This is a genomic window from Streptomyces sp. NPDC047853 (assembly GCF_043204535.1).
Lineage (GTDB): Bacteria > Actinomycetota > Actinomycetes > Streptomycetales > Streptomycetaceae > Streptomyces.
The window spans coordinates 44,664-69,269 of sequence record NZ_JBIDCI010000018.1 but is presented as its reverse complement, the minus strand read 5'-3'; the positions used below and the strand labels follow the sequence as shown (position 1 = coordinate 69,269).

Genomic DNA, 24,606 nt, shown 5'->3' with positions numbered 1-24,606 from the left:
TCCGATAGCAAGGGCCCATGGCGGTCTTCGTCGCGCTCGGCGCGTTCCTGATGACCCTGGCCGGTGGCTGGACGGCACAGCGCGTGACCGACCGGCGCCACCTGGTCCTGGGGCTGGCCGGTGGCCTGATGCTGGGCGTGGTCGGCCTCGACCTGCTGCCCGAGGCCCTGGACGCGGCGGGCGAGGAGGTGTTCGGCGTGCCGGAGGCGCTGCTGCTCTTCGTCGCCGGCTTCCTGCTGGCACACCTGGTGGAGCGCCTGCTGGCGGCCCGCCGCGCGGCGCACGGCGCCGACGAGCACACGCACCGCTCGCCCCAGGTGGGCCTGACGGCCGCTGCCGCGATGGTCGGGCACAGCGCGATGGACGGCGTGGCGATCGGCGCGGCCTTCCAGGTGGGCGGCGGCATGGGCGCGGCGGTGGCGATGGCCGTGATCGCCCACGACTTCGCCGACGGCTTCAACACCTACACGCTGACCAGCCTGTACGGGAACGCCCGCCGCCGGGCCGTGGCGATGCTGTTCGCCGACGCCTGCGCCCCGGTGCTCGGCGCGGCCTCGACCCTGCTGTTCACCATCCCCGAGCAGGCCCTCGGCGCCTACCTCGGCCTCTTCGGCGGCGTCCTGCTCTACCTCGCCGCGGCCGAGATCCTCCCCGAGGCCCATCACCGGCACCCCGCCCGCTCGACCCTGCTGTGCACGGTCGCGGGCGCAGCGTTCATCTGGCTGGTGGTGGGCGTCGCCGAATGAGGCGCCCCCACCGCGGACGCTCACAGTTTCCCGCCCCGGCCGCCCTCGCGCCGGGCGGGCGCGATGAGCGTCGACAGGTAGGGCAGCGGGCCACCGTCCAGTTCCGCCGCGGCCCGCACGGACTCCTCGGGCAGTCCCAGCGCCGACCCCCACACCGCGTCGTCCAGCCGCCCGGTCTCCCGCAGCGCCTCGGCGACCTCGGCCGCCTGCCGGCCGAACTTGTAGGCGACGACCGTGCCGGGCCCGTTCAGCGCGTCCTTCAGCACGGCGGCTCCGGCGGTCACCGGAACCAGCGTCAGCGGCTCGGTGCCCTCGGTCAGCACGGCACCCGAACGGGCCGCGAGGTCCTGCATGGCGGTGATGCCCGGCACGGTCTCCACGAGAGTGCCCGGCACCAGCTCGCCGACGGTCTGCGCGAGGTAGGTGAAGGTCGAGTACACGTTGGGGTCGCCGATGGTGGCGAAGGCGACGGTGCCCCGCGTGCGCAACAGCTCGGCCACCCGCTGCCCGGCCGCGTCCCAGGCCGCCTCACGACGGGCCCGGTCGGCGCGCTCGTTCAGCGCGAAGACGACGCGGACGACCTTCTCGGCGGGCGCGTAGTGCAGCACCGTCGCCTCGGCCCGCCCCCGCTCCCCGCCGTCCTTTCCGTCAGACGCAGCCATGACGGGCACCACGACGACGTCGGCGGCCCGTAGCGCGTTGACGCCCTTGACGGTCACCAGCTCGGGGTCCCCGGGCCCGACCCCCACACCGATCAGCCTGCTGCTCATGACGTCCGGCACCTCTCCACGAACCGACGGGCGACACCGGGCTCGGACGCCCAGTGCGTGTGCAGATAACTCGCGTGCACACCGCGCTCCACAAATCCCTCGACGCGCCGCTCGGGCGCCCGCACCCCCCACGCCGGAGCCGCCCCGGCCCCCGGCTCCACGACGGTCCGGTGGAACTCGTGGCCCCGCATCCGCGTCCCCGCGACGGCCAGCGCGCTGTCGCTCACGGCCACGGCGTCCCGGTAGCCCAGCGTCAGCCGCCCGGTCATCCGCGCGGAGGCGTCCAGCACCCCGCACATCGGCGACCCGTCCAGCTCCCGGCACAGGTACAGCAGGCCCGCGCACTCGGCGGCGACGGGAGCGCCGCTCAGCGCGAGTTCGGCGACGGCCTTGCGCAGCGGCTCGTTGGCCGACAGCTCGGAGGCGTACACCTCGGGAAAACCGCCTCCGACGACGAGCCCCGCGGTCCCCTCGGGAAGCTCCTCGTCCCGCAGCGGATCGAACGTGACGACCTCCGCCCCGGCGGCGGCGAGCAGTTCGGTGTGCTCGGCGTAGGAGAACGTGAAGGCGGGCCCGCCGGCGACGGCGACGCGTGGTGGTGACGTCCCGTCCGATGGAGCCGGGTGCCGGGAGGGCGCGGGCCCGGGCCCGGGGGTCCAGGGGGCGGCGCCCCCCGGCAGCGGACCCGCAGCCCGCGCCAGCGCCGCCAACGCCTCCAGATCACAACCGTCGGAGACCTGCGCCGCCATCGCCGCCACGGCGTCGACCGCCGCCGCCCCCCGCTCGGCGACCGGCACCAGTCCCAGATGCCGCGACGGCGTGGCGACCTGCGGCACCCGCCGCAGCACTCCCAGCACCGGCACCCCGACGGAGTCGAGCGCCTCCCGCAGCAGCGCCTCGTGCCGGTCCGAGCCCACCTTGTTGAGGATCACGCCCCCGATCCGCACCTCCGGGTCCCAGGACACGAACCCGTGCACCAGCGCCGCCACCGACCGGGACTGCGACGACGCGTCCACGACCAGCACCACCGGAGCCCCGAGCAGCTTCGCCACCTGCGCGGTGGACGCCAGCTCGCCTTCCCCGGCGGCCCCGTCGTACAGCCCCATCACCCCCTCGACCACGGCGATGTCGCACCCGCGCGCGCCGTGCAGGAAGAGCGGCCCGACCAGCTCGGGCCCGCACAGGTAGGCGTCGAGGTTCCGCCCCGCCCGCCCGGTGGCGAGGGAGTGGTACCCGGGGTCGATGTAGTCCGGCCCGACCTTGTGCGGCGACACGGCGAGCCCGCGCCCGGCGAACGCGGCCATGAGCCCCGTGGCGACGGTGGTCTTGCCGCTGCCCGACGAGGGCGCGGCGACGACCAGCCGGGGCACGGCGGATGCGGCGGAGGTCACCACTCGATGCCCCTCTGCCCCTTCTGCCCGGCGTCCATCGGGTGCTTGACCTTGGACATGTCGGTGACGAGGTCGGCGCACTCCACCAGCTTCTCCGGCGCGTTCCGCCCGGTGATCACCACGTGCTGGGTCCCCGGCCGGTCGCGCAGCACCGACACCACCTCGTCGGTGTCGACCCACCCCCAGTGCATCGGGTAGGCGAACTCGTCCAGCACGTACAGCTTGTACGTCTCGGCCGCCAGGTCCCGCTTGACCTGCTCCCAGCCCTCCCGGGCCTTCTCCTCGTTGTCCATCTGCGCGTCGCGCTGGACCCAGGACCAGCCCTCGCCCATCTTGTGCCAGTCGACCGACCCGCCCTCGCCGGAGGCGCCCAGCACGCGCAGCGCGTTCTCCTCGCCGACCTTCCACTTCGCCGACTTGACGAACTGGAACACCCCGATCGGCCACCCCTGGTTCCAGGCGCGCAGCGCCAGCCCGAAGGCGGCGGTGGACTTGCCCTTGCCGACGCCCGTGTGCACCACGACCAGCGGGCGGTTGCGGCGCTGACGGGTCGTCAGCCCGTCGTCCGGAATCACACTCGGCTGTCCCTGCGGCATTACGCGGCCCTCCTGCTGCCCTGAACGTCCTTGACCAGCCCGGCGATCGAGTCAGCCCGCAACTCGTCCAGCGTCACCGCCGTCCCGCCCAGCTCACCCGCGAGCCGCCCGGCCAGCCCGAGCCGCACCGGCCCCGACTCGCAGTCCACGACCACGGACGCGGTGCCCTCGGCCGCGAGCAGCCGCGCCGCGCGCCCGGCCAGCACCACCGGCTCCGGGCCACCCGTGGCCCGTCCGTCCGTCACCACCACGACCAGCGCCCGCCGCGCCGGGTCCCGCAGCCGCTCGACCCGCAACACCTCGTGCGCCCTGAGCAGCCCCGCCGCCAGTGGCGTCCGTCCGCCCGTCGGCAGCGACTCCAGCCGCACCGCGGCCGCGTCCACCGACGAGGTCGGCGGCAGCGCGACGTCGGCGGCCGCACCCCGGAAGGTCACCAACCCCACCTTGTCCCGCCGCTGGTAGGCGTCGAGCAGCAGCGACAGCACGGCACCCTTCACGGCACTCATCCGCTGCCGCGCCGCCATCGACCCGGAGGCGTCCACGACGAACAGCACGAGGTTGCCCTCACGGCCCTCCCGGCTCGCCTGCCGCAGGTCGTCCCGGCGCACCACCAGCCCGCGCCCCGACCGGCCGCGCGCCCGCTGGTGGGGGGCGGCGGCCTGCACGGTGGCGGCCAGGTGCAGCTTGGTCAGCGCCCCCCGGGGCCGCCGGGCCCCGGTGGTCCGCCCGTGCTCGGTCCTGGCCCGCGACCGCCGACCGGCGGCGCCCTCGCCCAGCCCCGGCACACTCAGCACCTTGGTGCGGAACGGCTCGGCGGCCCGCGCCGGCGACTGCTCACCGGCACCACCGGAAGGCTGCGGCTCCCCGCCCTCCCCGGCCTCGGGGCGCGCGGCGGTGTCACCGTCGCCCTGCGGGGCGTCGTCGGGCTCGGGCTGCCCGCCGGGGCCGCCGGGGCCGTCCGGACCCGGGTCCGGATCGTCGTCGCCCTCCCCGCCGTGGTCGCCCGGCCCGGCGAACTCCTCCAGCGTCTCGTCGAGCTTGTCCTCGTCCAGCCCCGGCGCGTCGAACGGATTGCGCCGCCGCCGGTGCGGCAGGGCCAGCAGCGCGGCCTGCCGCACGTCCTCGGCGAGCACGTCGGTGCGCCCGGCCCAGGCCGCCAGAGCCGTCGCCGTCCGCGCCATCACGATGTCGGCTCGCATGCCGTCCACCTCGAAGGCGGCACAGGTCGCCGCGATCTGCCGCAGCGCCCCGTCGCCGAGGCGCACCGACGGCAGCAGTTCCCGCGCCGCCGTGATCCGCGCCCGTACGGCGGCCTCCTCGTCGGCCCAGCGCGCGGCGAAGCCGGCCGGGTCGTCGTCGTAGGCCAGCCGGCGCCGTACCACCTCCACGCGCTGGTCGGGCTCGCGCGAGGCGGCGACCTCCACCGTCAGCCCGAAGCGGTCCAACAGTTGGGGGCGCAACTCGCCCTCTTCGGGATTCATGGTCCCGACGAGCAGGAAGCGGGCCGCGTGACGCACGGAGACACCCTCGCGTTCGACATACGAGGCGCCCATCGCGGCAGCATCCAACAGGAGGTCGACCAAGTGGTCATGCAACAAGTTGACTTCGTCGACGTAGAGGATCCCGCGATGCGCTTGTGCCAGCAGCCCCGGCTCGAACGCCTTCACGCCCTCGGCAAGCGCTCGCTCGATGTCGAGGGCGCCGACCAGCCGGTCCTCGGAGGCGCCGACGGGCAGCTCCACCATCCGGGCCGGCCGCGACTGAGACGCCCCCGTCCCGTGCGGCCGGTCCGGGCAGGCGGGGTCGGGGGATGCGGGATCACAGGAGAAGCGGCATCCGGGGACGACCGTGACCTCCGGCGATAGGGACGACAAGGCGCGCACCGCTGTACTTTTCGCCGTGCCCTTCTCACCACGGACGAGCACACCGCCGACCGCAGGGCTCACAGCGTTGAGGAGCAGAGCCAAGCGCAGGTCGTCCTGGCCGACGACAGCAGTGAAGGGATAGGGCGTGCTCATGCAGTGATCACTCCTCCGGGTGATTCATGCCAGGGCGCGGCAAGCGCTGGCTGTCGAACTGGCATGGTCAAGAAGCGCTCCCCGCAGACGCGGGGATGGTCCGAACGTCGACACCCGAGAGCACGAGCTTGTCGACTGCTCCCCGCCGTTGCGGGGATCCATTGGGAGATCACGAGTCTCCCTCCAGATCTCCCTCGAGCTCGAGGTAGATCGTCCGAAGCCGGTCCAGGGTCTCCTGGTCCGGCTCCGCCCACAGCCCGCGGTCCGCCGCCTCCAGGAGCCTTTCCGTGATGCCGCGCAGGGCCCAGGGGTTGGACTTCCGCATGAACTCCTGGTTCTCAGGCGAGAACACGTACTCGGCCGACAACTTCTCGTACATCCAGTCGTCCACGACCCCGGCCGTGGCGTCGTAGCCGAAGAGATAGTCCACGGTCGCCGCCATCTCGAATGCACCCTTGTAGCCGTGCCTTCTCATGGCACTCATCCAGCGCGGGTTGACGACGCGCGCGCGGAAGACCCGGTGCGTCTCCTCGCCCAGCGTCCGCGTCTTCACCTGGTCCGGGGTGGCCGAGTCCCCGACGTACGCCTCGGGGGAGGCCCCCGTCAGGTGCCGCACCATGGCGACCATGCCGCCGTGATACTGGAAGTAGTCGTCAGCATCCGCGATGTCATGCTCGCGCGTGTCGACGTTTTTCGCCGCCACCGCGATCCGCCGGAACGCCGTCTCCATGTCCCCGCGCGCCGCCCGCCCGTCGAGCCCGCGCCCGTACGCGTAGCCGCCCCACACCGCGTACACCTCGGCGAGGTCCGCGTCGGAGCGCCAGTTGCGGGCGTCGATCAGCGGCAGCAGACCGGCGCCGTACGCGCCCGGCTTGGAGCCGAAGATGCGGGCCGTGGCCCGGCGCCGGTCGCCGTGCTCGGCGGTGTCGGCGTCGGCGTGCGCGCGGACGTAGTTCTGGTCGGCGGGCTCGTCCAGCTCCGCCACCGCCCGCACCGCGTCGTCGATCAACCCCACGACGTGCGGGAACGCGTCCCGGAAGAAGCCCGAGATGCGCACCGTGACGTCGACGCGCGGCCGGCCCAGCTCGGCCGGGGGCACGACCTCGAAGCCGGTCACCCGGCGCGAGGCGTCGTCCCAGACGGGACGGCAGCCCAGCAGCGCCAGGATCTCGGCGATGTCGTCGCCCTGGGTGCGCATCGCCGACGTGCCCCACACCGTGAGGCCGACGGACTTCGGGTACTCACCCGTGTCCTGGAGATAGCGCTGGATCAGGGAGTCCGCGAGGGACTGGCCGACCTCCCAGCTCAGCCGGGAGGGGATGGCCTTCGGGTCGACGGAGTAGAAGTTCCGTCCCGTCGGCAGCACGTTGACCAGCCCGCGGGTCGGCGAACCGGACGGCCCGGCCGGGACGTAACCGCCGTCCAGGGCCCGCAGGATGTGGTCGATCTCGTCCGTCGTCCGGGCGAGCCGCGGCACGACCTCCCGGCACGCGAACTCCAGCACCCGCACCGCCTCGGGGAGTTCGGTGCGCAGCACCTCCCGCACCAGGGCCGGTACGGCGGCCACGTCCCACTCCCGGGACTCCATCCCCTCCGCGCACCGCCGGCACAGCTGCTCCAGCAGGTCCACCGCGTCCGCGGCCGAGCGCGCCGGACCGTCCACCAGGTCGGTCAGCTCCACCGGCACCTTCACCGGGGCGCCCGGCTCGGCCAGCAGCTCCTTCTCCACCAGGCCGAAGTGCTCGGCGAGGGACGCCCGCAGGCCCGGCAGCGCGTTGGCCTGCCCGCCCCACACCTGCGAGGCCCGCAGCACCGCGAGGACGAGGTTCACGCGCGGCTCGCCGACCGGGCCACCGCCGAGGACGTGCAGGCCGTCGCGGATCTGCACGTCCTTGATCTCGCACAGATAGCCGTCGATGTGCATGACGAACTCGTCGAACGCGTCGTCGTCCGGCTGGTCGTCCACGTGCAGGTCGTGGTGGAGCTCGGCGGCCTTCACCAGCGTCCAGATCTGCGCGCGGACCGCCGGCGCCTTGGCCGGGTCCAGGTCGGAGACGAGCGCGTACTCGTCGAGCAGCTGCTCCAGCTTGGCCAGGTCGCCGTAGGTGTCGGCCCGCGCCATCGGCGGAACCAGGTGGTCGACCACCGTGGCGTGGCCGCGCCGCTTGGCCTGGGTGCCCTCACCGGGGTCGTTGACGATGAACGGGTAGATCAGCGGCAGGTCGCCCAGCACGGCGTCCGGCGCACAGCCCGCGCTCAGGCCGAGGCCCTTGCCCGGCAGCCACTCCATCGTGCCGTGCTTGCCCATGTGCACGACCGCGTCGGCCCCGAAGGTGTGGTCGAGCCACCGGTAGGCCGCCAGGTAGTGGTGGGACGGCGGCATGTCGGGGTCGTGGTAGATCGCGATCGGGTTCTCGCCGAAGCCGCGCGGCGGCTGGATCATCACGACGACGTTCCCGAACCGCAGCGCGGCGAGCACGATGTCGTCCCCGTCGACGTACAGCGAACCCGGCGGCTCGCCCCACGCCTCGGTCATCGCGTCCCGCAGCGCGGGGTCCAGCGTCCCGAACCAGGCCCGGTAGTCGGCCAGCGGCACCCGTGCGGGCGCCGCTGCGAGCTGGTCCTCGGTCAGCCACTCGACGTCGTGGCCGCCCGCCTCGATCAGTCGGTGGATCAGCTCGTCACCACCGGAGGGGTAGTCGGTGAGCGAGTACCCCGCCTCCCGCAGCGCGTCCAGGACCCGCACCGCCGAGGCCGGCGTGTCGAGGCCGACCGCGTTGCCGACGCGGGAGTGCTTGGTCGGGTACGCGGTGAAGACCAGCGCGAGCTTCTTGTCGGCGTTCGCCTTGTGCCCGAGCGCCGCGTGCCGCACGGCGATCCCGGCGACCCGTCCGGCCCGCTCGGGGTCGGCGACGTAGACGGGAACCTCGTCGGGCCCCTGCTCCTTGAAGGAGAACGGCACGGTGACCAGCCGCCCGTCGAACTCCGGGATCGCGACCTGCATCGCCGCGTCCATGGGCGAGAGGGCGGCGTCCGAGGCCTCCCAGGCGGCCCTCGACGTGGTCAGGCAGAGCCCTTGCAGCACCGGGACGTCCAGGTCGGCCAGCGCGCCGATGTCCCAGGCCTCGTCGTCGCCGCCCGCCGAGGCCTCGGAGGCGTGCGTGCCGCCCGCCGCGAGGACGGTGGCGACCAGGGCGTCGGCCCGGTCCAGCAGCTCGTACAGCCCGGCGTCCGCGCCGCGCAGCGAACCGCAGTACACGGGCAGCGCGTTGGCGCCGTGCGCCTCGATCGCGTCGCAGAGCGTGTCCACGAAGGCGGTGTTGCCGCTCAGTTGGTGGGCGCGGTAGAAGAGCACGCCGACCGTCGGGCGGCCCTCGGTGAACGGGCGCTCCCCGTCGACGCCGTACTCCGGCATCTTCCGCGGCTCGTCGAAGCCCTCGCCGGTCAGCAGCACGGTGTCGGAGAGGAACCGGGCGAGCTGGGTGAGGTTGTCGGGGCCGCCCTCGACCAGGTAGCGCAGCGCCTCGGCCACCACGCCGGCCGGTACCGAGGACTCGGCCATCAGCTCCGCGTCCGGCACGCTCTCGCCGCCCAGCAGGACGGTCGGGACGCCGGCGGTCTTCAGCGCGGCGAGCCCGTCCTCCCAGGCCCGCTTGCCGCCCAGCAGCCGTACGACGGCGAGGTCGGCGCCCTCGACGAGCGCGGGCAGTTCCTCCCGCACGTCGACCCGGGTGGGGTTGCCGATCCGGTAGCCGGCGTCGGAGGCGCGGGCCGCCAGCAGGTCCGTGTCGGCGGTCGACAACAACAACACAGTGCTCATGCGGGTGCTCCCGGTGGAATGAAGGGCAGTCCTTGCGGCGCGCCGGACTCGATGAGCCGCCACAGCGCGTCCGTGTCCGCGTGGTGTTCGATCAGGTCGCCGAGCAGGTCGAGCTGCTGCTCGCGCAGCGCGGCGAACGAGGTGTCGGGGGCCGGCACGAAGCGGCGGCCCGCGGCGGCGGCCACCTCGCGCAGGAACGCCCGCCGGAAGCCGTCCGACTCCAGCGAGCCGTGCCAGTGCGTGCCCCAGGTCTGCCCGACCCGGCAGCCGTCCAGGAAAGGGACGCCAGCGGTCACCTCGGCGACCCCGTGGTGGATCTCGTACCCCTCGACGTGCTCGCCGAGGGCCTCGCCGACCGGCCGGGTGAGGGTCTTCTCGCGGGCGAACCGCACCCGCACGGGCAGTACTCCGAGCCCGTCCACGTGCCCGGCGCGCGATTCGACGTCGTCCTCGATGTGCTCGCCGAGCACCTGGAAGCCCCCGCAGATCCCGAGCACCGGGCGGCCCTCTGCGGCCCTGCGGACGAGGGCGTCCGCGAGCCCGCGCTCCCGCAGCCACCGCAGGGCCCGGACCGTCCCGCGGGTGCCCGGCACGATCACGAGATCGGCGTCCGCCAGCTCCTCCGGCCGGTCCACGAACCGCACCACGACACCGGGTTCGGCGGCGAGCGCGTCCACGTCCGTGAAGTTGGACATCAACGGGACGGCGCACACGGCGACCCGCAGCACGTCCTCGCCGACCGGCGGCGCGACGACCGACTCCCGCACCGTCCCGCGCAGGGACACGCGCAGTCCGTCCTCCTCGTCGATCCCGAGGCCGTGCCGGAAGGGCAGCACACCGTACGTACGCCGCCCGGTGAGGCCGTGCAGCATGTCCAGGCCGGGCTCCAGCAGCGACACGTCGCCCCGGAACTTGTTGACGAGGAACCCGGCGACCAGCGCCTGGTCCTCGGACGACAGCAGGGCCACCGTGCCGAAGAAGGAGGCGAAGACGCCCCCGCGGTCGATGTCGCCGACGACCAGCACGGGGAACCCGGCGCCCCGGGCGATCCCCATGTTCACGATGTCGGTCCGGCGCAGGTTGATCTCGGCCGGACTGCCCGCCCCCTCGCAGATCACCGCGTCATACGTGCCCCGCAGCTCGGCCAGGCAGTCCAGCACCGTGCCGAGCAACCGGCGCTGGCGCCCGCCGTGGTAGCCGCGGGCGCTCATCTCGCCGACCGGCTTGCCGAGCAGCACGACCTGGCTGCTGCGCTCACCCCCCGGCTTGAGCAGCACCGGGTTCATCAGCGCGGTCGGCTCCACCCGGCACGCCTGCGCCTGCATGGCCTGCGCCCGCCCGATCTCCGCGCCCTCGCGGGTCACGAAGGAGTTCAGCGACATGTTCTGCGCCTTGAACGGCGCGACCTTGACGCCCTGCCGCACCAGCCAGCGGCAGATCCCGGCGGTGACGACGCTCTTGCCGGCGTCGGAGGTGGTGCCGGCGACGAGGAGGCCACCGCTCATGAGTCACGTCCCTTCGTGAGTGCCCGGCGTGCGAGCAGCCGTGCGCCGGCGCACACGCCCAGCGCCAGCCAGCCCACGCGCCGGGAGAGCCGGACGGCCCGGTCGATGTCGCCGGAACCGGCCCGTACGGCGCGGCCGGCGGCCCCGTTGAGGACGGGCCGGTGCTCCACCCGCCCGCCGTAGGAGAGCGTCCCGCCGAGCCGCACGCCGAGGGCGCCCGCGAACGACGCCTCCACGGGGCCGGCGTTGGGGCTCGGGTGCCGCCCGGCGTCGGCACGCCACGCCCGCACGGCGCCCCGCGGATCGCCGCCGGCGACGGTGGCGAGGACGGCGGTCAGCCGGGCGCCGGGCCAGCCCGCGAGGTCGTCGAGCCGGGCCGAGGCCCACCCGAACCGGCGGTACCGGGCGGACTTGTGGCCGACCATGGCGTCCAGGGTGTTCACCGCGCGGAAGCCGAGCAGTCCGGGCACTCCGGCGACGGCGCCCCACACCAGGGCGCCCACCACCGCGTCCGAGGTGTTCTCGGCGACGGACTCGACGACGGCCCGGGCGATCCCGTCGGCGTCCAGGGCCTGCGGGTCCCGTCCGCACAGGTGCGGCAGCCGCGCCCGGGCCGCCTCGACGTCACCGGCCTCCAGGGCCTGCCCGATCGAGCGGGCCTCCCGGGCGAGCGAGGTCCCGCCGACGACGGCCCAGGTGGCCGCGCCGGTCAGTGCGACGGAGGCGGCGGGGGAGCGGCGTACGGCGCGTGCGGCGGAGGCCCCGAGGGCGGCGGCGCCACCGGCGCACAGGGCGGTGTGCAGCGCGCCCCGGCCCCGGTGGTCACGCCACAGCACCCGTTCCACGGCACCGGCGGCACGGCCGAACGCGGCGACCGGGTGCCCGCGGCGCGGATCGCCGAGGAGGAGGTCGCCGAGGAGGCCGGCGGCGGCGCCGTACGCGAAGACGCGTTCGGCGCGCACGGCTCAGCCGGCCGCGGGGCGGGGGAGGGTGTCGCTGGGGCACCCGGAGTCGCCGGTGTACCTGGAACGGCAGCCGCGCATGGCGATACGTCCTCACTCAGGGTGTCCGCGCCCTGGCTGGAAGAGACCGGCGGTGAGAGTTCCTGGCTTCCGGGGAGGGGCTCCCCGGTCACAGTGGCGGGACCGCGCCGGAATCGCACCGGGCTTCCTCTCCTGCCGCCGTAATGGCTCCGGCAGTCCACCACGGCCCGCGAACACCCGTCAACCTGGCGTTGACCTGCGACGGGGGAGTGTGCGAAGCCCCACACGCGGGTGGTGTGCGCCGGCACGCGAAGAGGCGGGGTGCGGGACGGTGGGTGTCCGTCCCGCACCCCGCCTCACGGGTGTGCGGTGATCGTTCGCGCGACGCTCAGGCGACGATCAGGTAGATGCCGTACGCCACCGCCGCCGCGCAGGCCGCGAAGCACGCGTACGCGCCGGTGACCGCGAGGGCCGCGGAGCCGCCCTGGGCGGTGGCCCGCTCCTGGCGGGAGAGGCCGGCGATGCCGAGCGTGAACAGGCCCACCAGGACCACGGTGGACACGAGGCTGACTCCGAAGACGGAGCCTAGAGCTGCCCAGTCGATGCTCATGGAGGTTCGCTTCTTCCTTCGTACCCGGGGGCGGGCTCAGACGGTGGTGGTGGCCGACGGGGACTTGGCGTCGGTCGCGGCGGCCGGGACGGCGACGGCCAGTTCCTCGGCCGCCCCGGTCGGCGGCGGGGAGACCGCGGCCATCGCCGTGGTCACCACACCGGACGGCTCGGGCTCGTCGATGACGTTGGTGTGGTCGACGACCTCGCGCCGGGAGATCTTCCAGATGGCGGCGCTGGAGGCGACCAGGAAGACGGCCACGACGGCGGTGCCCCAGTCGCCCAGGCCGCAGACCCACTCGGCGATCGCGGCGACCAGGGCCGCGGCCGGCAGGGTCAGGCCCCAGGCGACGAACATCCGGGTCGCCGTGGACCAGCGCACCACGCCGCCCTTGCGGCCGAGACCCGCGCCCATCACCGCACCGGAGACCGAGTGCGTGGTGGAGAGGGAGAAGCCGAGGTGCGAGGAGGCCAGGATGACCGTGGCGGCGCTGGTCTGGGCGGCGAAGCCCTGCTGCGGCTGGAGGTCGGTCAGACCCTTGCCCATCGTGCGGATGATGCGCCAGCCGCCGAGGTAGGTGCCCAGCGCGATGGCGATGCCCGCGGACAGGATGACCCACATGGGCGGGTCGGAGTCGGGGGCGAGGGCGCCGCCCGCGACCAGGGCCAGGGTGATGATGCCCATCGTCTTCTGGGCGTCGTTGGTGCCGTGGGCCAGCGAGACGAGGCCGGCGGAGGCGATCTGCCCGGCGCGGTACCCCTTCGCGGCGGCCTTGCCGTCGGCCTTGCGGCCGAGCCGGTACGTCAGCCGCGCGCCCAGCATCGCCGCGATGCCCGCGACGAGCGGGGCGGCGATCGCCGGGAGGAGGACCTTGGTGACGAGCACGTCGCCGTGCACCGCGCCGACGCCGGCCGAGGCGACGGCGGCACCGATCAGGCCGCCCATGAGGGCGTGCGAGGAGCTGGACGGGAGCCCGACCAGCCAGGTCAGCAGGTTCCAGAGGATCGCGCCGACGAGGGCGGCGAAGATGACCTCGGGACGGATGCCGGTCTCGTCGACGAGACCCTTGGAGATCGTGTTGGCGACCTCCACCGAGAGGAAGGCGCCGACAAGGTTGAGGACGGCGGACATCGCCACCGCCACCTTGGGCTTGAGCGCACCGGTCGAAATGGTCGTTGCCATCGCGTTCGCGGTGTCGTGGAAACCGTTCGTGAAATCGAACGCGAGTGCGGTTACCACCACAATCGCGAGGATCAGCGAGAAGCTTTCCATTTACCCAGGCAATCGTTCGAGGTCATTGGCTGGTCGAACGTAGGTAACCAGAGTGAACGGAAGATGAACTGGGAAGGGCGCCACAGTGACCGGAACGAGGGACACCACCTTCCGCTCCGTGCCCGCGCCGATGCTCTGCGGAGACGTGCCTGGCAGGATCGCCGGGGATCGGCCGTCGACGGGACGGCAGGAGTGCACGAGGCCTGCGGGGAGGAGCTGGTGACTGTGACGCGATCGACGGGCGGACGGGCGGACCAGGAGGTGGCCGAGGCCTGGGAGGCCCTCGTCGCCACGGCCCGGCGGACGGTGGCGGACGGACTGGTGGTCGGCACCTCCGGCAATGTCTCGGTGCGCGTCGGCGACACGGTGCTGGTCACCCCTTCGGGGGTGCCGTACGACCGTCTGGCGCCGGCCGACGCGACCGGCGTGGACCTCGACGGCCGACAGGTGCTCGGGACGCTGGTCCCCACCAGCGAACTGCCCCTGCACCTCGCCGTGTACCGCGCCACCGACGCCCGGGCCGTCGTCCACACCCACGCCGTGCACGCGACGGCGGTCTCGCTGCTCGTGCCCGAACTCCCGCCGGTGCACTACATGGCCGCCGCGCTGGGCGGCCCGGTCCGGGTCGCCCGCTACGCGACCTACGGCACCGACGAACTGGCCCGCGCCGCGCTCGACGCCCTCACCGGCCGCACCGGCTGCCTCCTGCAGAACCACGGCACGCTCACCCACGGCGCCTCCCTGGACCAGGCCTACGACCGCACCGCCCAGCTGGAGTGGATGTGCCGCCTGTGGCTGACGGCCTCCGCGGTGCCGGGCCGCTCCCCGTCCCTGCTGACCGAGGAGCAGCTCGCCGAGGTGACGGAGCGGCTCCGGGGGTACGGCCGGCGGACCTGACGGCCCTGCTCGGCGGTCACCCCGACGGCGGGCCGCGACGGGAGAAGGCGGGAGAAGGCGGGAGAGGACGGCAGAGGGGGGCACGAGACACGAACGGCCCCAAGGTCGTCGCTGGGTCCGGCGGATGCGCGCGTCCCGTCCGCACCGCGCACCCACCAGCACCACGGCCCCGGCGCCCGGCCGCCCCGGACGACACCGCCCGCCGCCGTCCCGGTGGCTTACTCCGCGGTCCCTCGGGAAACTGGGAAACGTGCGCATCCTCCCCGCGACGGCCGCTGCCGTCACCGCAGCCCTGGCCGCAGGGGCGGCGAGCGTCGCCGCCGGACGGCTCGCCAGCGACGCCGCGCTCAAGGCGCCGCCGGGCAAGCCCCTGCCCACCGAACCCCGGCTCACCGTGCACGGCACCGCCGCCGGGCAGATCACCCTCACCCGGGACCTCGCCGCGCTGCGCCCCGGCCGGTACGGCCTCGCCGGCGACGGTTCCCACGCGGTGGTCGGACCGGTCCTCGGCGCCGTCGAACACGGCGCCGACACCGTCGTCCGCCGCCTCGAACGGGTCACGCACGGCACCCTCGCGGCCGGCGACCGCGCCTGGTTCACGCCGAACCTCCACGTCGGCAACCCGGGCACCGCCCTCGACCTCGAACACGCCGACGTCGAGGTCCCCGGCGAACTCGGCCCCCTGCCGGCCTGGTTCCTGCCCGGCTCCCGCCCGACGTGGATCATCGCCGTCCACGGACTGGCCGCCACCCGCGAACACGCCATGAACCTGATGGCCCCCCTGAGCCGGCGGCAGGTCCCGGTGCTCGCCCTCGCCTACCGCGGCGACGTCGGCGCCCCCTCCTCGCCGGACGGCCTGCACCACTTCGGGGAGACCGAGTGGCGGGACGTGGACGCGGCCGTCCGCTACGCCCTCGACCACGGCGCCCGCCAGGTCGTGCTGCTCGGCTGGTCCACCGGCGCCACCATGGCCCTGCGCACCGCCGCGCTCTCCGGCGTGCGCGACCGCATCGCGGGCCTCGTCCTGGACTCGCCGGTCCTCAGCTGGGAGACCACGCTGCGCGCCCTGGCCGCCGCCCGCCGGACCCCGGGCGCGCTCCTGCCGCTCGCCGTCCGCGCCGCCCAGGGCCGCGCCGGACTCCGCGCCGACCACGACGCCGGTACCGCCGGCCTGTACCGCCCGGCGGTCCCGACCCTGATCTTCCACGGCCCCGACGACGAGGTGGCCCCCTGGCGGCTCTCCCGCCGCCTCGCCGACACCCACCCGCGACTGGTCGCCCTCCACACCGTCGAGGACGCCCCGCACGGCGCCATGTGGAACGCCGACCCCGACCGCTACGAGGAGACCCTGCGCCGTTTCATGACCCCGCTGGTATGACCCCGGCGCCGGTGTCCCACCGCTCGCCGCTCAGGTTCCGTTTAGCGGCGTACCACTGGCCTGTTCCCTGCGGTGACCCGCTTCAGACCTCGCACCTGCGCCGTCCCCGGAGCCCGACGGGGCATTCCGTTTGGGTTTTCGGACCGTCAACCGGAAGACTGCACCCGTGACGTCCCGTATCCCGCGCGACTCCAGGCTCCGACTCGTCCGCCCGCGACCCCTGGCCGCCGCCCCACCAGCGATGAACCAGCGGCGTCCGCGCCGCGCCGCGCCGCGCCCCCCGGAGGGCACACCGGTCCGGTCGGAACTGGCCAGAATGGCACGCTCCGGCCTGGCGGACGCGGCCCGTGTCGCCCGCTGGGCCGACAGCGCCCTCGGCCCCGGCCGCGGCAGCGCGACCGCCGACGGCAAGGCCACCCTCTCCGACGCGACCGCCGACCAGGCGGCCCGGGAGCTGGGCCTGACCGTGGCCCAGGTCCGCGCCGACTGGGACACCGCCCGGCTCGCCGGACTGGTCGAGGTGCACGGCGGCAGCGCCCGCCCCGGCTGGCGGCTGCGCGCCTGGAACCGTGACGACAGCGCCGTGCTGCGCGGCTGGGTCGCCCTCTTCGACGCCTGGTCGCTGGCCCACCCCGAGCCCGCCGGGCAGGAGCCCGCCGCCGTGGCCGAGGTCGTCTCCGCGATGCCCCAGGTGCTCTCCTTCCTCCAGCTGTCCGCGGGTCCCGTCCCGGTGGCGCAGCTCCTGGACCTGCTGGAGCAGCGCGTCACCGAACTGCGCACCGAACGCTGCGAGGTGCCCTACGGCCCCCGCCTGGAGCCGGGCATCCCGCAGACCCCCGCCGCCGCGCCGGCCCCGGAGACCGGTCCCGGCACCCCGCTCGCCCCCCTCCTCGACTGGGCCCTGCGCGCCCTCGCCTCCGTCGGCGCCCTCACCTGCGGCGACGGACACGCCACCCTCACGCCGCTCGGCAACTGGGCGGTCTGGGTCAAGCTGGAGCAGATCTGCGTCGCCGCGCAGAGCCCCGCCGGGCACATCGAGCAGGCGGCCGAGGACATGCTCCGCGGCTGCGCCCAGCTCCGCCCTAACGCCGCCCGCGCCGAGTACCGCGCCTGGCTCGCCGCCCGCCCCGTCGGCAGCGCCGTCACCGAGCTGCTCGGTGCCGCCCGCGGCGACGACGCCCTGCTGCGCGGCCTCGCCTTCGAGGCGCTGCGCGTCGTCGGCGCCCCCGCCGAGCCCGACGTCCGCGCCGTCGTCGACGAGCCGACGCTGCGCCCGTACGCCCTGCTGTGGCTGGCCGAGCACGACGGGATCGACCCCGAGGACGCCCACGAGGTCCTCACCCGCCACGAGGCGACGTGGCTCTGGGTGGACACCGCGGCCGCCGTCGCCGACCACGGTGAGGCCCCGCTGCTCGTCAGGCACCTGGAGTCCGCCGTGCAACCCACCGTCCCCGCCCTCCTCGACGAGGTCCGGGCCGTCGGCCACCCCCGCACCGTGCAGGTCCTGGTCGCCCTCGCCGCCGCGCACCCCGACCCCGCCCTGGCCAAGGCCGTGCGCAGAGCGGCCTTCCAGGTGCACACCGGCGGCAGCTGACCCGAGCGGCGGCGGTGCCTACCCGGGCACCTCCGGCGCGTACGTACCGAAGCTCCAGACGTTGCCCTCCAGGTCCCGGGCCATGTAGTCCCGCGACCCGTAGTCCTGGTCCGTGGGGGGCATCAGGATCTCCGCGCCGTGCTCCACGGCCCGCCGGTGATGGGCGTCGACGTCCTCCACCACGACGTAGACCCCCGTCGTGCCGGCGTTCTCCATCGCCTCGTCGAAGCGGCTGCCCGTGCCCTTGGAGCCGAGCATGATCGCGCCGTTGCCCTGGGCCAGCTCGGCGTGCGCCACCGTGCCGTCCTCGCCCTCGTACACGGCCAGCTCGATGAACCCGAAGGCCCCGGTGAGCTGCCGCAGGGCCGCCTTGGCGTCCGCGTACAGCAGCGTCGGATACACGCTCGGGCTGCCGCCGTCGATGCCTGCCATGCCGATCACTCCCTTGTGCGTCGGTGCCTGCGGGCCGGACGCCGCGAAGACCCGCTCCGACCACCCGGAGAAGCCCGCGATCCGGCCCTGTCGCCCAGTCTCGCACCGCCCACCGACAGCGCCCCGGACCCGTGCCGTCGAACACCGGGACCCCGAACAGGGGACCCCACCGACACCGGAATCCGGGAAAAGTGGTTGCACGGCCCCGTTAGACTGGCCCCATGGCCATTCTCCTCGCGCATTAGACGGCGGGAACGTCCTCCAGCCGCCCACCCCGCCACCCACCCGCCCAGGAGTCTGACCGTGATCTCCGCCTCCGGCATCGAGCTGCGCGCCGGTGCCCGCGTCCTCATCGAGAGCGCCACCTTCCGCATCGCCAAGGGCGACCGCATCGGACTGGTCGGGCGCAACGGCGCCGGCAAGACCACCCTCACCAAGGTCCTCGCCGGCGAGGGCCAGCCCGCCGCCGGTGCCGTCACCCGCTCCGGCGAGGTCGGCTACCTGCCCCAGGACCCGCGCACCGGCGACCTCGACGTACTGGCCCGCGACCGCATCCTGTCCGCGCGCGGCCTCGACACCCTGATCCGCAAGATGCGCGACAACGAGCAGCGCATCGCCAACGGCCAGGGCGCCACCCGCGAGAAGGCGCTCAAGCAGTACGAGCGCCAGGAGACGGAGTTCCTCACCAAGGGCGGTTACTCCGCCGAGGCCGAGGCCGCCACCATCGCCGCCGCGCTCAACCTGCCCGACCGCGTGCTCGGCCAGCCCCTGCACACGCTCTCCGGCGGTCAGCGCCGCCGCATCGAGCTGGCCCGGATCCTGTTCTCGGACGCGGACACCCTGCTCCTCGACGAGCCGACCAACCACCTCGACGCCGACTCGATCGTCTGGCTGCGCGACTACCTGAAGACCTACCGCGGCGGCTTCATCGTGATCTCCCACGACGTCGACCTGGTCGAGACGGTCGTCAACAAGGTGTTCTACCTGGACGCCAACCGCTCCCAGATCGACGTCTACAACATGGGCTGGAAGCTCTACCAGCAGCAGCGCGAGGCCGACGAGAAGCGCCGCAAGCGCGAGCGTCAGAACGCGGAGAAGAAGGCGTCCGCGCTGCACTCCCAGGCCGACAAGATGCGCGCCAAGGCCACCAAGACCGTCGCCGCGCAGAACATGGCCCGCCGGGCCGACAAGCTGCTGGCCGGTCTGGAGGCCGAGCGGAGGTCCGACAAGGTCGCCAAGCTCCGCTTCCCCGAGCCCGCGCCCTGCGGCAAGACCCCGCTGACCGCCGAGGGCCTGTCCAAGTCGTACGGCTCGCTGGAGATCTTCACCGACGTCGACCTGGCCATCGACAAGGGCTCCCGCGTCGTCATCCTCGGCCTCAACGGCGCGGGCAAGACGACCCTGCTCCGGCTCCTCGGCGGCGTCGAGAAGCCCGACACCGGCGAGGTCGTCGAGGGCCACGGCCTCAAGCTCGGCTACTACGCGCAGGAGCACGAGACCCTCGACCCGGAGCGCACCGTCCTGGAGAACATGCGCTCGGCCAACCCCGACCTCGACCTCGTCGAGGTCCGCAAGACGCTGGGTTCCTTCCTGTTCTCCGGCGACGACGTCGACAAGCCGGCCGGGGTGCTCTCCGGCGGCGAGAAGACCCGCCTCGCACTGGCCACCCTCGTGGTCTCCTCGGCCAACGTGCTGCTGCTCGACGAGCCGACCAACAACCTCGACCCGGCCAGCCGCGAGGAGATCCTCGGCGCGCTGCGCACCTACAAGGGCGCCGTCGTCCTGGTCACCCACGACGAGGGCGCCGTCGAGGCCCTCCAGCCGGAGCGGATCATCCTGCTCCCGGACGGCGTCGAGGACCTCTGGGGCGCCGACTACGCGGATCTCGTCGCCCTGGCTTGATCGAATGAATGATCCACTGCGTATGGATCATTCGGCCGATCCGTGATCCACCATCTGTGTGAGATCTCCTCATCACGAGGTGTGTCATACACGGATTTCGCGGCCGGACCCCCATCCCCGGGGGTCCGGCCGTTTCACCGTTCTGACCTGGAAGTTCGCGGAAAAGTGCGTGCGGGCACGCGGACGCGATGCTCCGGAATCCCGTGTTCCGTATGTGCGGGCCCGCTCCTGTCGTCACATCCCTGTCTCATCGACCTTGCCGAATGGGTGGCCATGCGGGCCGCTAGGGGTGATCATGAGGAGACCAGAGCGCACTTCCCATGAGGAGGCACGGGTGGCCGAGACTCTGAAGAAGGGCAGCCGGGTGACCGGCGCCGCGCGCGACAAGCTCGCGGCAGACCTGAAGAAGAAGTACGACGCCGGTGCGAGCATCCGGGCGTTGGCCGAGGAAACCGGCCGCTCGTATGGCTTTGTGCACCGCATGCTCAGTGAGTCGGGTGTCACGCTGCGAGGGCGTGGCGGGGCTACCCGGGGCAAAAAGGCCACAACGGCCTGATTCCCCGGGCGGCCCCTCGACTCCGAAAGTGAAGGTGGCCACCCGGCCGGTCGGCAGACCGTCCGGGTGGTTACTGTGCAGTCACTTAGCTCTGCCGTCCGCACGGCCCCAGGGCCGCCGCACGGTGGGGACGACGACCGCATCTTTCGGAGGCGCCCCATGGCTTCGCCCGCCCACGACCTCGGTCCCGTACTCGACCGGGACGGCGTGCGGCTCACCGTCGACGACGCGATCGCCACGGTGACGCTCACCAACCCGGCCAAGCGCAACGCGCAGAGCCCCGCCCTGTGGCGGGCGCTGGCCGAAGCGGGCCGGCTGCTGCCGGGCTCCGTCCGTGTCGTGGTGCTGCGGGCCGAGGGCAAGTCCTTCTCGGCCGGGCTCGACCGGCAGGCGTTCACGCCCGAGGGCTTCGACGGCGAACCGTCGTTCATCGACCTCGCACGGGGCGGCGACGCCGAGCTGGACGCGACCATCACCGAGTACCAGGAGGCGTTCACCTGGTGGCGGCGCAGCGACATCCTGTCGGTCGCCGCCGTGCAGGGGCACGCCATCGGGGCGGGCTTCCAGCTGGCCCTCGCCTGCGATCTGCGGGTCGTCGCTCAGGACGTGCAGTTCGCCATGCGCGAGACCAGCCTCGGTCTCGTCCCGGACCTGACCGGCACGCACCCCCTGGTGTCCCTGGTCGGCTATGCCCGGGCGCTGGAGATCTGCGTGACCGGCCGCTTCGTCGCGGCCGAGGAGGCGGTCGACGCCGGGCTGGCCAACCTCGCCGTGCCCGCCGACCAACTCGACGGCGCCGTACGCGACCTGGTGTCGGCGGTGCTCGCCGCGCCGCGCGACGCGGTGATCGAGACGAAGGCGCTGCTCCAGGGCGCCCAGCACCGGGACTACGAGTCCCAGCGCGCCGCCGAACGCGCCGCCCAGGCCCGTCGGCTGCGCGACCTGGCCGGCCTCGGGGAGTAACCCGGGCGCGGACGCCCTCAGTCCACCGCCGTCACCAGTACCGCCACCGACGGACGGTCGGACAGGGCGTCCGACACCGCCGTGCGGACCTGCCGGGCGACCTCCACGGCCCGGTGGCCCGCGCCCACCGTCAGTTCCACCCGGACGTGCCGGCGCGGCAGTGCCCCCGCCGACGGCAGCTCGGTGACGTCGACCGGACGGCCCAGGGTGGCGGTCAGCCGGGTCACGCCCGGGACCCCCAGCGCGGCGTCGGCCGCACGGCCCTCGTCACCGTCCCCCCGGCCCACGGCGGCGCGGGGCCGCGGCCCGGGCTCCTGCGTCGGCTCCGGCTCCGCGTCCGCGTCCAGCAGGGCCGTCGCCCGCAGGTCCACGTCCGTCACCGCGAGACCCAGCTCCCGCGCCGCTGCCGCCAGCGCGGCGCGCAGCCGCGCGGCCGTCGCCGGCAGCGGTTCGGCCGACTTCGCGGAGCCGACGGTCGCCGCGAAGTCGGCCGTCACCCGCAGCGGTCCGGGCGGCAGCGCGCTCGGCGGTGCCGGTACCGCCGCTTCCGCGGACTCCCCGGGGTCGGCCGCCGCGATCCGCAGCGTGCCCGGCCGTACGCCCGCCACCCGACGGGCCGCGGTCAGCAGGACCTCGCGTGCCGCCCGCTCGGCGATCCAGGCACCGTCCTCCCGGCCGCCCAGGGGCAGCAGCCTGCCGAGCCCCAACTGCTCCCGCACCGTGTGCGTCCATCGGTCCGCCGTCGTCATTCCTCCAGCCTGCCGCATCCACGGCGCGCGGGGCCGCAACCCCGCCTACGGTGGGTTTCAGGACTACGACCGAAAGGGACGTACGGCTATGAGTGACATCGACAGCGGCAGCACCGCACAGGGGGCGACGGACCCCGCCGGGACGGTCAGGGGCCAGACGACGCGGCGCGGCGGCGGAGACCCCGGAGCGCGGGGACGGACCACCATCGCCGACGGCGTGGTGGAGAAGATCACCGGGATGGCGGCACGCGACGTCGCCGGAGTGCATGCGATGGGCAGCGGGATGTCCCGTACCTTCGGCGCCGTGCGCGACCGGGTGCCCGGCGGGACGAAGTCGGGGGTGTCGCGCGGCGTCAAGGCCGAGGTCGGCGAGAAGCAGACCGCCCTCGATCTCGAGATCGTCGTCGAGTACGGCGTGTCGATCTCGGACGTGGCCCGGGATGTGCGAGAGAACGTGGTGGCGGCGGTGGAGCGGATGACCGGCCTCGAGGTCGTCGAGGTCAACATCGCGGTGAGCGACGTGAAGCTGCCCGACGAGGAGGACGAGGAGCCGGAGCCCCGGATCAAGTGACGCGGACCGAGCGGACTGAGGGGAGCGCACCATGAACATGGCCATGGTCGGCATGATCGCCGGCATGGCACTGGGCTTCGCCGGCTACTTCGGCGGATTCGGTGCCTTCGTGCTGGTGGCGGCCCTGGGGGCCGTCGGTTTCGTCGTCGGCCGCCTTCTGGAGGGGGACGTGGAACTCGGTGACTTCTTCCGCACCCGCGACGACCGCCGGCGGTGACCGGCGTGAGTGAGGGAGCCGGTGAGCTCCTCGACCCCCCGGCGGTCGTGGAGCCGGGCCGGCGCGGCGCCACACGGATCGCCGACCGGGTCGTCGCCAAGGTCGCCGCGCAGGCGGCGCGCGAGGCCGTCGGCCCGCTGCACCCCGAGGCGGAGCGCCCGCACGCCACCGTCGTGGTCCACCACGACACCGCCCACGTCCGGGTCCACCTCGAACTCGACTACCCCTGCGACGTCGGCGCCCGCTGCCGGCGGGTGCGTCACCAGGTCGTCCAGCGGGTGCGCGCCCTGGTGGGCATGTCGGTGCCGGAGGTCGCCGTCCAGGTGGAGAGGCTGCACCTGGCGGCGGAGTACGGCGAGGGACAGGCGAGGACACGATGAGCGAGCCCCAGGGCACGGACGGCAGCACCCGGCGCATGCCGGTCGCGGAGCCCGGCACGGAATCGGAGACACTCCCCGACAAAACCCCGCCCCGGTCCGCGTCGGACGCCGGGAGCGGACCACGCGGCCGCTTCTGGTCCGCCCGCAGGATTCCCGCGGGCATCGTCGCGCTGCTGCTCCTGATCGCCGCGGGCGCCTTCCTCTACGACGTCGTCGCCGTGCGCACCGGCCGGTCCGCCCTCGGATGGCGCCGCGACCTGGCCCGCCAGCTCGCCGACCGCCCCCTGGACGACACCTGGGTGCTGGTCGGCGCGGGAGTCGCCGCGGCGCTGGGGCTGTGGCTGCTCCTGCTGGCCCTCACCCCCGGACGGCGCGAGGTGCTGCCGATGCGGCGCACCCATCCGGACGTACGAGCGGGGCTCCACCGGGACGCCGCCGCCACGGTGCTGCGGGACCGGGCCATGGAGGTCGCCGGCGTGCAGTCGGCGCGGGTGCGGGTGCGCCGCCACAAGGCCCGCGTGCGGGCGCTGTCGCACTTCCGGGAACTGGACGACGTACGGACCGAACTGGACGGCGTGCTCGACGACGCGGTGGACGGGCTGGGACTGGCCCGGCGGCCCGCCGTGTCGGTACGGGTGGCGCGACCCGGACGGAAGGGGTGAGGGCGGTGCTGCGGACTGTCGACCGTGTCCTGCTGGGCCTGGTGGGTCTGGTCCTGGTCGCCCTCGGCGGCTCGGTCCTCGCCATCGGCCTGGGCGCCACCGCGCCCTCCTGGTGGCTGCACGAGGGGCCGCACGACGTGCTGCTCAGCACCGCCGAGCGGACCCGGTGGCGGGACGCCGGCTGGTGGTGGCCGGTCGTCATCGCCGTGCTGGCCGTCCTGCTGCTGCTCGCCCTGTGGTGGCTGGTGGCCGTGCTGCGCCGCCGCCGGCTCGGCGAGGTCCTCGTCGACACCGGCGACGGCGAGGGCGCCGTACTGCGGGGCCGGGCCCTGGAGGCCGCCCTCGCCGAGGAGGCGGGCCGGATGGAAGGGGTCGAACGGGCCAAGGTCAGGCTCGTCGGCCGCCGCGACGCCCCGGCGACCCGGGTCCGGCTGCTGCTGGCACCCCACGTGGACCCCGGCACCGCGCTGGACGACCTCACGACCCGCGCCCTGAGCCACGCCCGTACCTCGGCGAGCCTCCGGGCCCTCCCGTCGGAGGTCCACCTCCAGGGCGTCAGGCACCGGGCGGAACGGGTCAACTGAACCACGCGCT

23 protein-coding genes and 1 riboswitch are annotated in these 24,606 nt (G+C 74.0%); of the genes, 12 read left to right on the top strand and 11 right to left on the bottom strand.

Annotated features, from left to right (window positions below; genetic code table 11):
• Positions 1-17 precede the first annotated feature (17 nt).
• Positions 18-746 (top strand): ZIP family metal transporter, encoded by a 729-nt coding sequence (locus ACGF5T_RS28450; RefSeq protein ID WP_366766268.1) that lies wholly within the window; start codon positions 18-20, stop codon positions 744-746.
• A gap of 20 nt (positions 747-766) precedes the next feature.
• Here the strand turns inward: ACGF5T_RS28450 and cobI are convergent, their stop codons facing one another.
• The 9 genes from cobI to ACGF5T_RS28405 all read right to left on the bottom strand — a co-directional run bounded on the left by cobI (position 767) and on the right by ACGF5T_RS28405 (position 13,711).
• Entirely contained in the window at positions 767-1,516 is a 750-nt protein-coding gene (gene cobI, locus ACGF5T_RS28445; RefSeq protein ID WP_361016179.1) for a precorrin-2 C(20)-methyltransferase, read from the bottom strand.
• Positions 1,513-2,910 (bottom strand): cobyrinate a,c-diamide synthase, encoded by a 1,398-nt coding sequence (locus ACGF5T_RS28440; RefSeq protein WP_356607707.1) that lies wholly within the window; start codon positions 2,908-2,910, stop codon positions 1,513-1,515. The genes cobI and ACGF5T_RS28440 overlap by 4 nt, the downstream gene beginning before the upstream one ends.
• Positions 2,904-3,503, bottom strand: a complete 600-nt coding sequence (cobO, locus tag ACGF5T_RS28435) for a cob(I)yrinic acid a,c-diamide adenosyltransferase (RefSeq protein ID WP_361016183.1) — start codon at positions 3,501-3,503, stop codon at positions 2,904-2,906. Before cobO ends, ACGF5T_RS28440 begins: the two co-directional genes overlap by 7 nt.
• Entirely contained in the window at positions 3,503-5,521 is a 2,019-nt protein-coding gene (locus ACGF5T_RS28430; RefSeq protein ID WP_366766269.1) for a putative cobaltochelatase, read from the bottom strand. The genes cobO and ACGF5T_RS28430 overlap by 1 nt, the downstream gene beginning before the upstream one ends.
• 169 nt (positions 5,522-5,690) lie before the next feature.
• Positions 5,691-9,341, bottom strand: coding sequence for a cobaltochelatase subunit CobN (cobN, locus tag ACGF5T_RS28425; RefSeq protein ID WP_366766270.1), 3,651 nt, complete (start codon positions 9,339-9,341; stop codon positions 5,691-5,693).
• On the bottom strand, positions 9,338-10,846 hold the full coding sequence (locus ACGF5T_RS28420; protein WP_366766271.1) for a cobyric acid synthase: 1,509 nt from the start codon (positions 10,844-10,846) through the stop codon (positions 9,338-9,340). The genes cobN and ACGF5T_RS28420 overlap by 4 nt, the downstream gene beginning before the upstream one ends.
• Positions 10,843-11,808, bottom strand: coding sequence for a cobalamin biosynthesis protein (locus ACGF5T_RS28415; RefSeq protein WP_366766272.1), 966 nt, complete (start codon positions 11,806-11,808; stop codon positions 10,843-10,845). Before ACGF5T_RS28415 ends, ACGF5T_RS28420 begins: the two co-directional genes overlap by 4 nt.
• 116 nt (positions 11,809-11,924) lie before the next feature.
• Positions 11,925-12,067: riboswitch (cobalamin riboswitch) on the bottom strand.
• A gap of 150 nt (positions 12,068-12,217) precedes the next feature.
• Entirely contained in the window at positions 12,218-12,439 is a 222-nt protein-coding gene (locus ACGF5T_RS28410; protein ID WP_356607696.1) for a hypothetical protein, read from the bottom strand.
• Positions 12,440-12,475: 36 nt separating this feature from the next.
• Positions 12,476-13,711, bottom strand: coding sequence for an inorganic phosphate transporter (locus tag ACGF5T_RS28405; RefSeq protein ID WP_366766273.1), 1,236 nt, complete (start codon positions 13,709-13,711; stop codon positions 12,476-12,478).
• A gap of 225 nt (positions 13,712-13,936) precedes the next feature.
• On the opposite strand from ACGF5T_RS28405, the gene ACGF5T_RS28400 reads away from it, so the two are divergent.
• The 3 genes from ACGF5T_RS28400 (at position 13,937) to ACGF5T_RS28390 (ending at position 17,580) form a co-directional block, all read left to right on the top strand.
• Positions 13,937-14,608 carry a class II aldolase/adducin family protein gene (locus ACGF5T_RS28400; protein WP_356607692.1) on the top strand — a complete coding sequence of 224 codons (672 nt, stop codon included), beginning with the start codon at positions 13,937-13,939 and terminating at the stop codon, positions 14,606-14,608.
• A 250-nt stretch (positions 14,609-14,858) separates the two neighbouring features.
• Positions 14,859-15,986, top strand: coding sequence for an alpha/beta fold hydrolase (locus ACGF5T_RS28395; RefSeq protein WP_356607690.1), 1,128 nt, complete (start codon positions 14,859-14,861; stop codon positions 15,984-15,986).
• A 166-nt stretch (positions 15,987-16,152) separates the two neighbouring features.
• Positions 16,153-17,580 carry a hypothetical protein gene (locus ACGF5T_RS28390; protein ID WP_384693330.1) on the top strand — a complete coding sequence of 476 codons (1,428 nt, stop codon included), beginning with the start codon at positions 16,153-16,155 and terminating at the stop codon, positions 17,578-17,580.
• Positions 17,581-17,598: 18 nt separating this feature from the next.
• Here the strand turns inward: ACGF5T_RS28390 and ACGF5T_RS28385 are convergent, their stop codons facing one another.
• A complete protein-coding gene (locus ACGF5T_RS28385; RefSeq protein WP_366766274.1) occupies positions 17,599-18,012 on the bottom strand; it encodes a VOC family protein in 414 nt (137 codons plus the stop codon).
• A 303-nt stretch (positions 18,013-18,315) separates the two neighbouring features.
• Here ACGF5T_RS28385 and ACGF5T_RS28380 point away from each other — a divergent pair, with 303 nt between their 5' ends.
• The 3 genes from ACGF5T_RS28380 (at position 18,316) to ACGF5T_RS28370 (ending at position 21,433) form a co-directional block, all read left to right on the top strand.
• The gene (locus ACGF5T_RS28380; protein ID WP_356607686.1) at positions 18,316-19,914 is read left to right on the top strand and encodes an ABC-F family ATP-binding cassette domain-containing protein; all 1,599 of its coding nucleotides are present in this window, start codon (positions 18,316-18,318) and stop codon (positions 19,912-19,914) included.
• Positions 19,915-20,248: 334 nt separating this feature from the next.
• Positions 20,249-20,470, top strand: a complete 222-nt coding sequence (locus ACGF5T_RS28375) for a helix-turn-helix domain-containing protein (RefSeq protein WP_053128672.1) — start codon at positions 20,249-20,251, stop codon at positions 20,468-20,470.
• 159 nt (positions 20,471-20,629) lie between these two features.
• The gene (locus tag ACGF5T_RS28370; RefSeq protein WP_366766275.1) at positions 20,630-21,433 is read left to right on the top strand and encodes an enoyl-CoA hydratase/isomerase family protein; all 804 of its coding nucleotides are present in this window, start codon (positions 20,630-20,632) and stop codon (positions 21,431-21,433) included.
• A gap of 17 nt (positions 21,434-21,450) precedes the next feature.
• On the opposite strand, the gene ACGF5T_RS28365 is transcribed toward ACGF5T_RS28370, so the two are convergent.
• Positions 21,451-22,182, bottom strand: coding sequence for a nucleopolyhedrovirus P10 family protein (locus ACGF5T_RS28365; protein WP_366766276.1), 732 nt, complete (start codon positions 22,180-22,182; stop codon positions 21,451-21,453).
• 88 nt (positions 22,183-22,270) lie between these two features.
• Between ACGF5T_RS28365 and ACGF5T_RS28360 the strand changes: the two genes are divergently transcribed.
• The 5 genes from ACGF5T_RS28360 to amaP are packed head-to-tail and all read left to right on the top strand — an operon-like array spanning position 22,271 to position 24,596.
• Positions 22,271-22,753: an Asp23/Gls24 family envelope stress response protein gene (locus tag ACGF5T_RS28360; RefSeq protein ID WP_366766277.1), complete on the top strand. Its 483-nt coding sequence runs from the start codon at positions 22,271-22,273 to the stop codon at positions 22,751-22,753.
• A 31-nt stretch (positions 22,754-22,784) separates the two neighbouring features.
• Positions 22,785-22,970: a hypothetical protein gene (locus ACGF5T_RS28355; RefSeq protein WP_356607679.1), complete on the top strand. Its 186-nt coding sequence runs from the start codon at positions 22,785-22,787 to the stop codon at positions 22,968-22,970.
• Positions 22,967-23,350 carry a hypothetical protein gene (locus ACGF5T_RS28350; protein WP_356607677.1) on the top strand — a complete coding sequence of 128 codons (384 nt, stop codon included), beginning with the start codon at positions 22,967-22,969 and terminating at the stop codon, positions 23,348-23,350. Before ACGF5T_RS28355 ends, ACGF5T_RS28350 begins: the two co-directional genes overlap by 4 nt.
• Entirely contained in the window at positions 23,347-24,012 is a 666-nt protein-coding gene (locus ACGF5T_RS28345) for a DUF6286 domain-containing protein (RefSeq protein WP_356607675.1), read from the top strand. The genes ACGF5T_RS28350 and ACGF5T_RS28345 overlap by 4 nt, the downstream gene beginning before the upstream one ends.
• On the top strand, positions 24,009-24,596 hold the full coding sequence (gene amaP, locus ACGF5T_RS28340) for an alkaline shock response membrane anchor protein AmaP (protein WP_366766278.1): 588 nt from the start codon (positions 24,009-24,011) through the stop codon (positions 24,594-24,596). Before ACGF5T_RS28345 ends, amaP begins: the two co-directional genes overlap by 4 nt.
• The last annotated feature ends 10 nt before the right edge of the window (positions 24,597-24,606 follow it).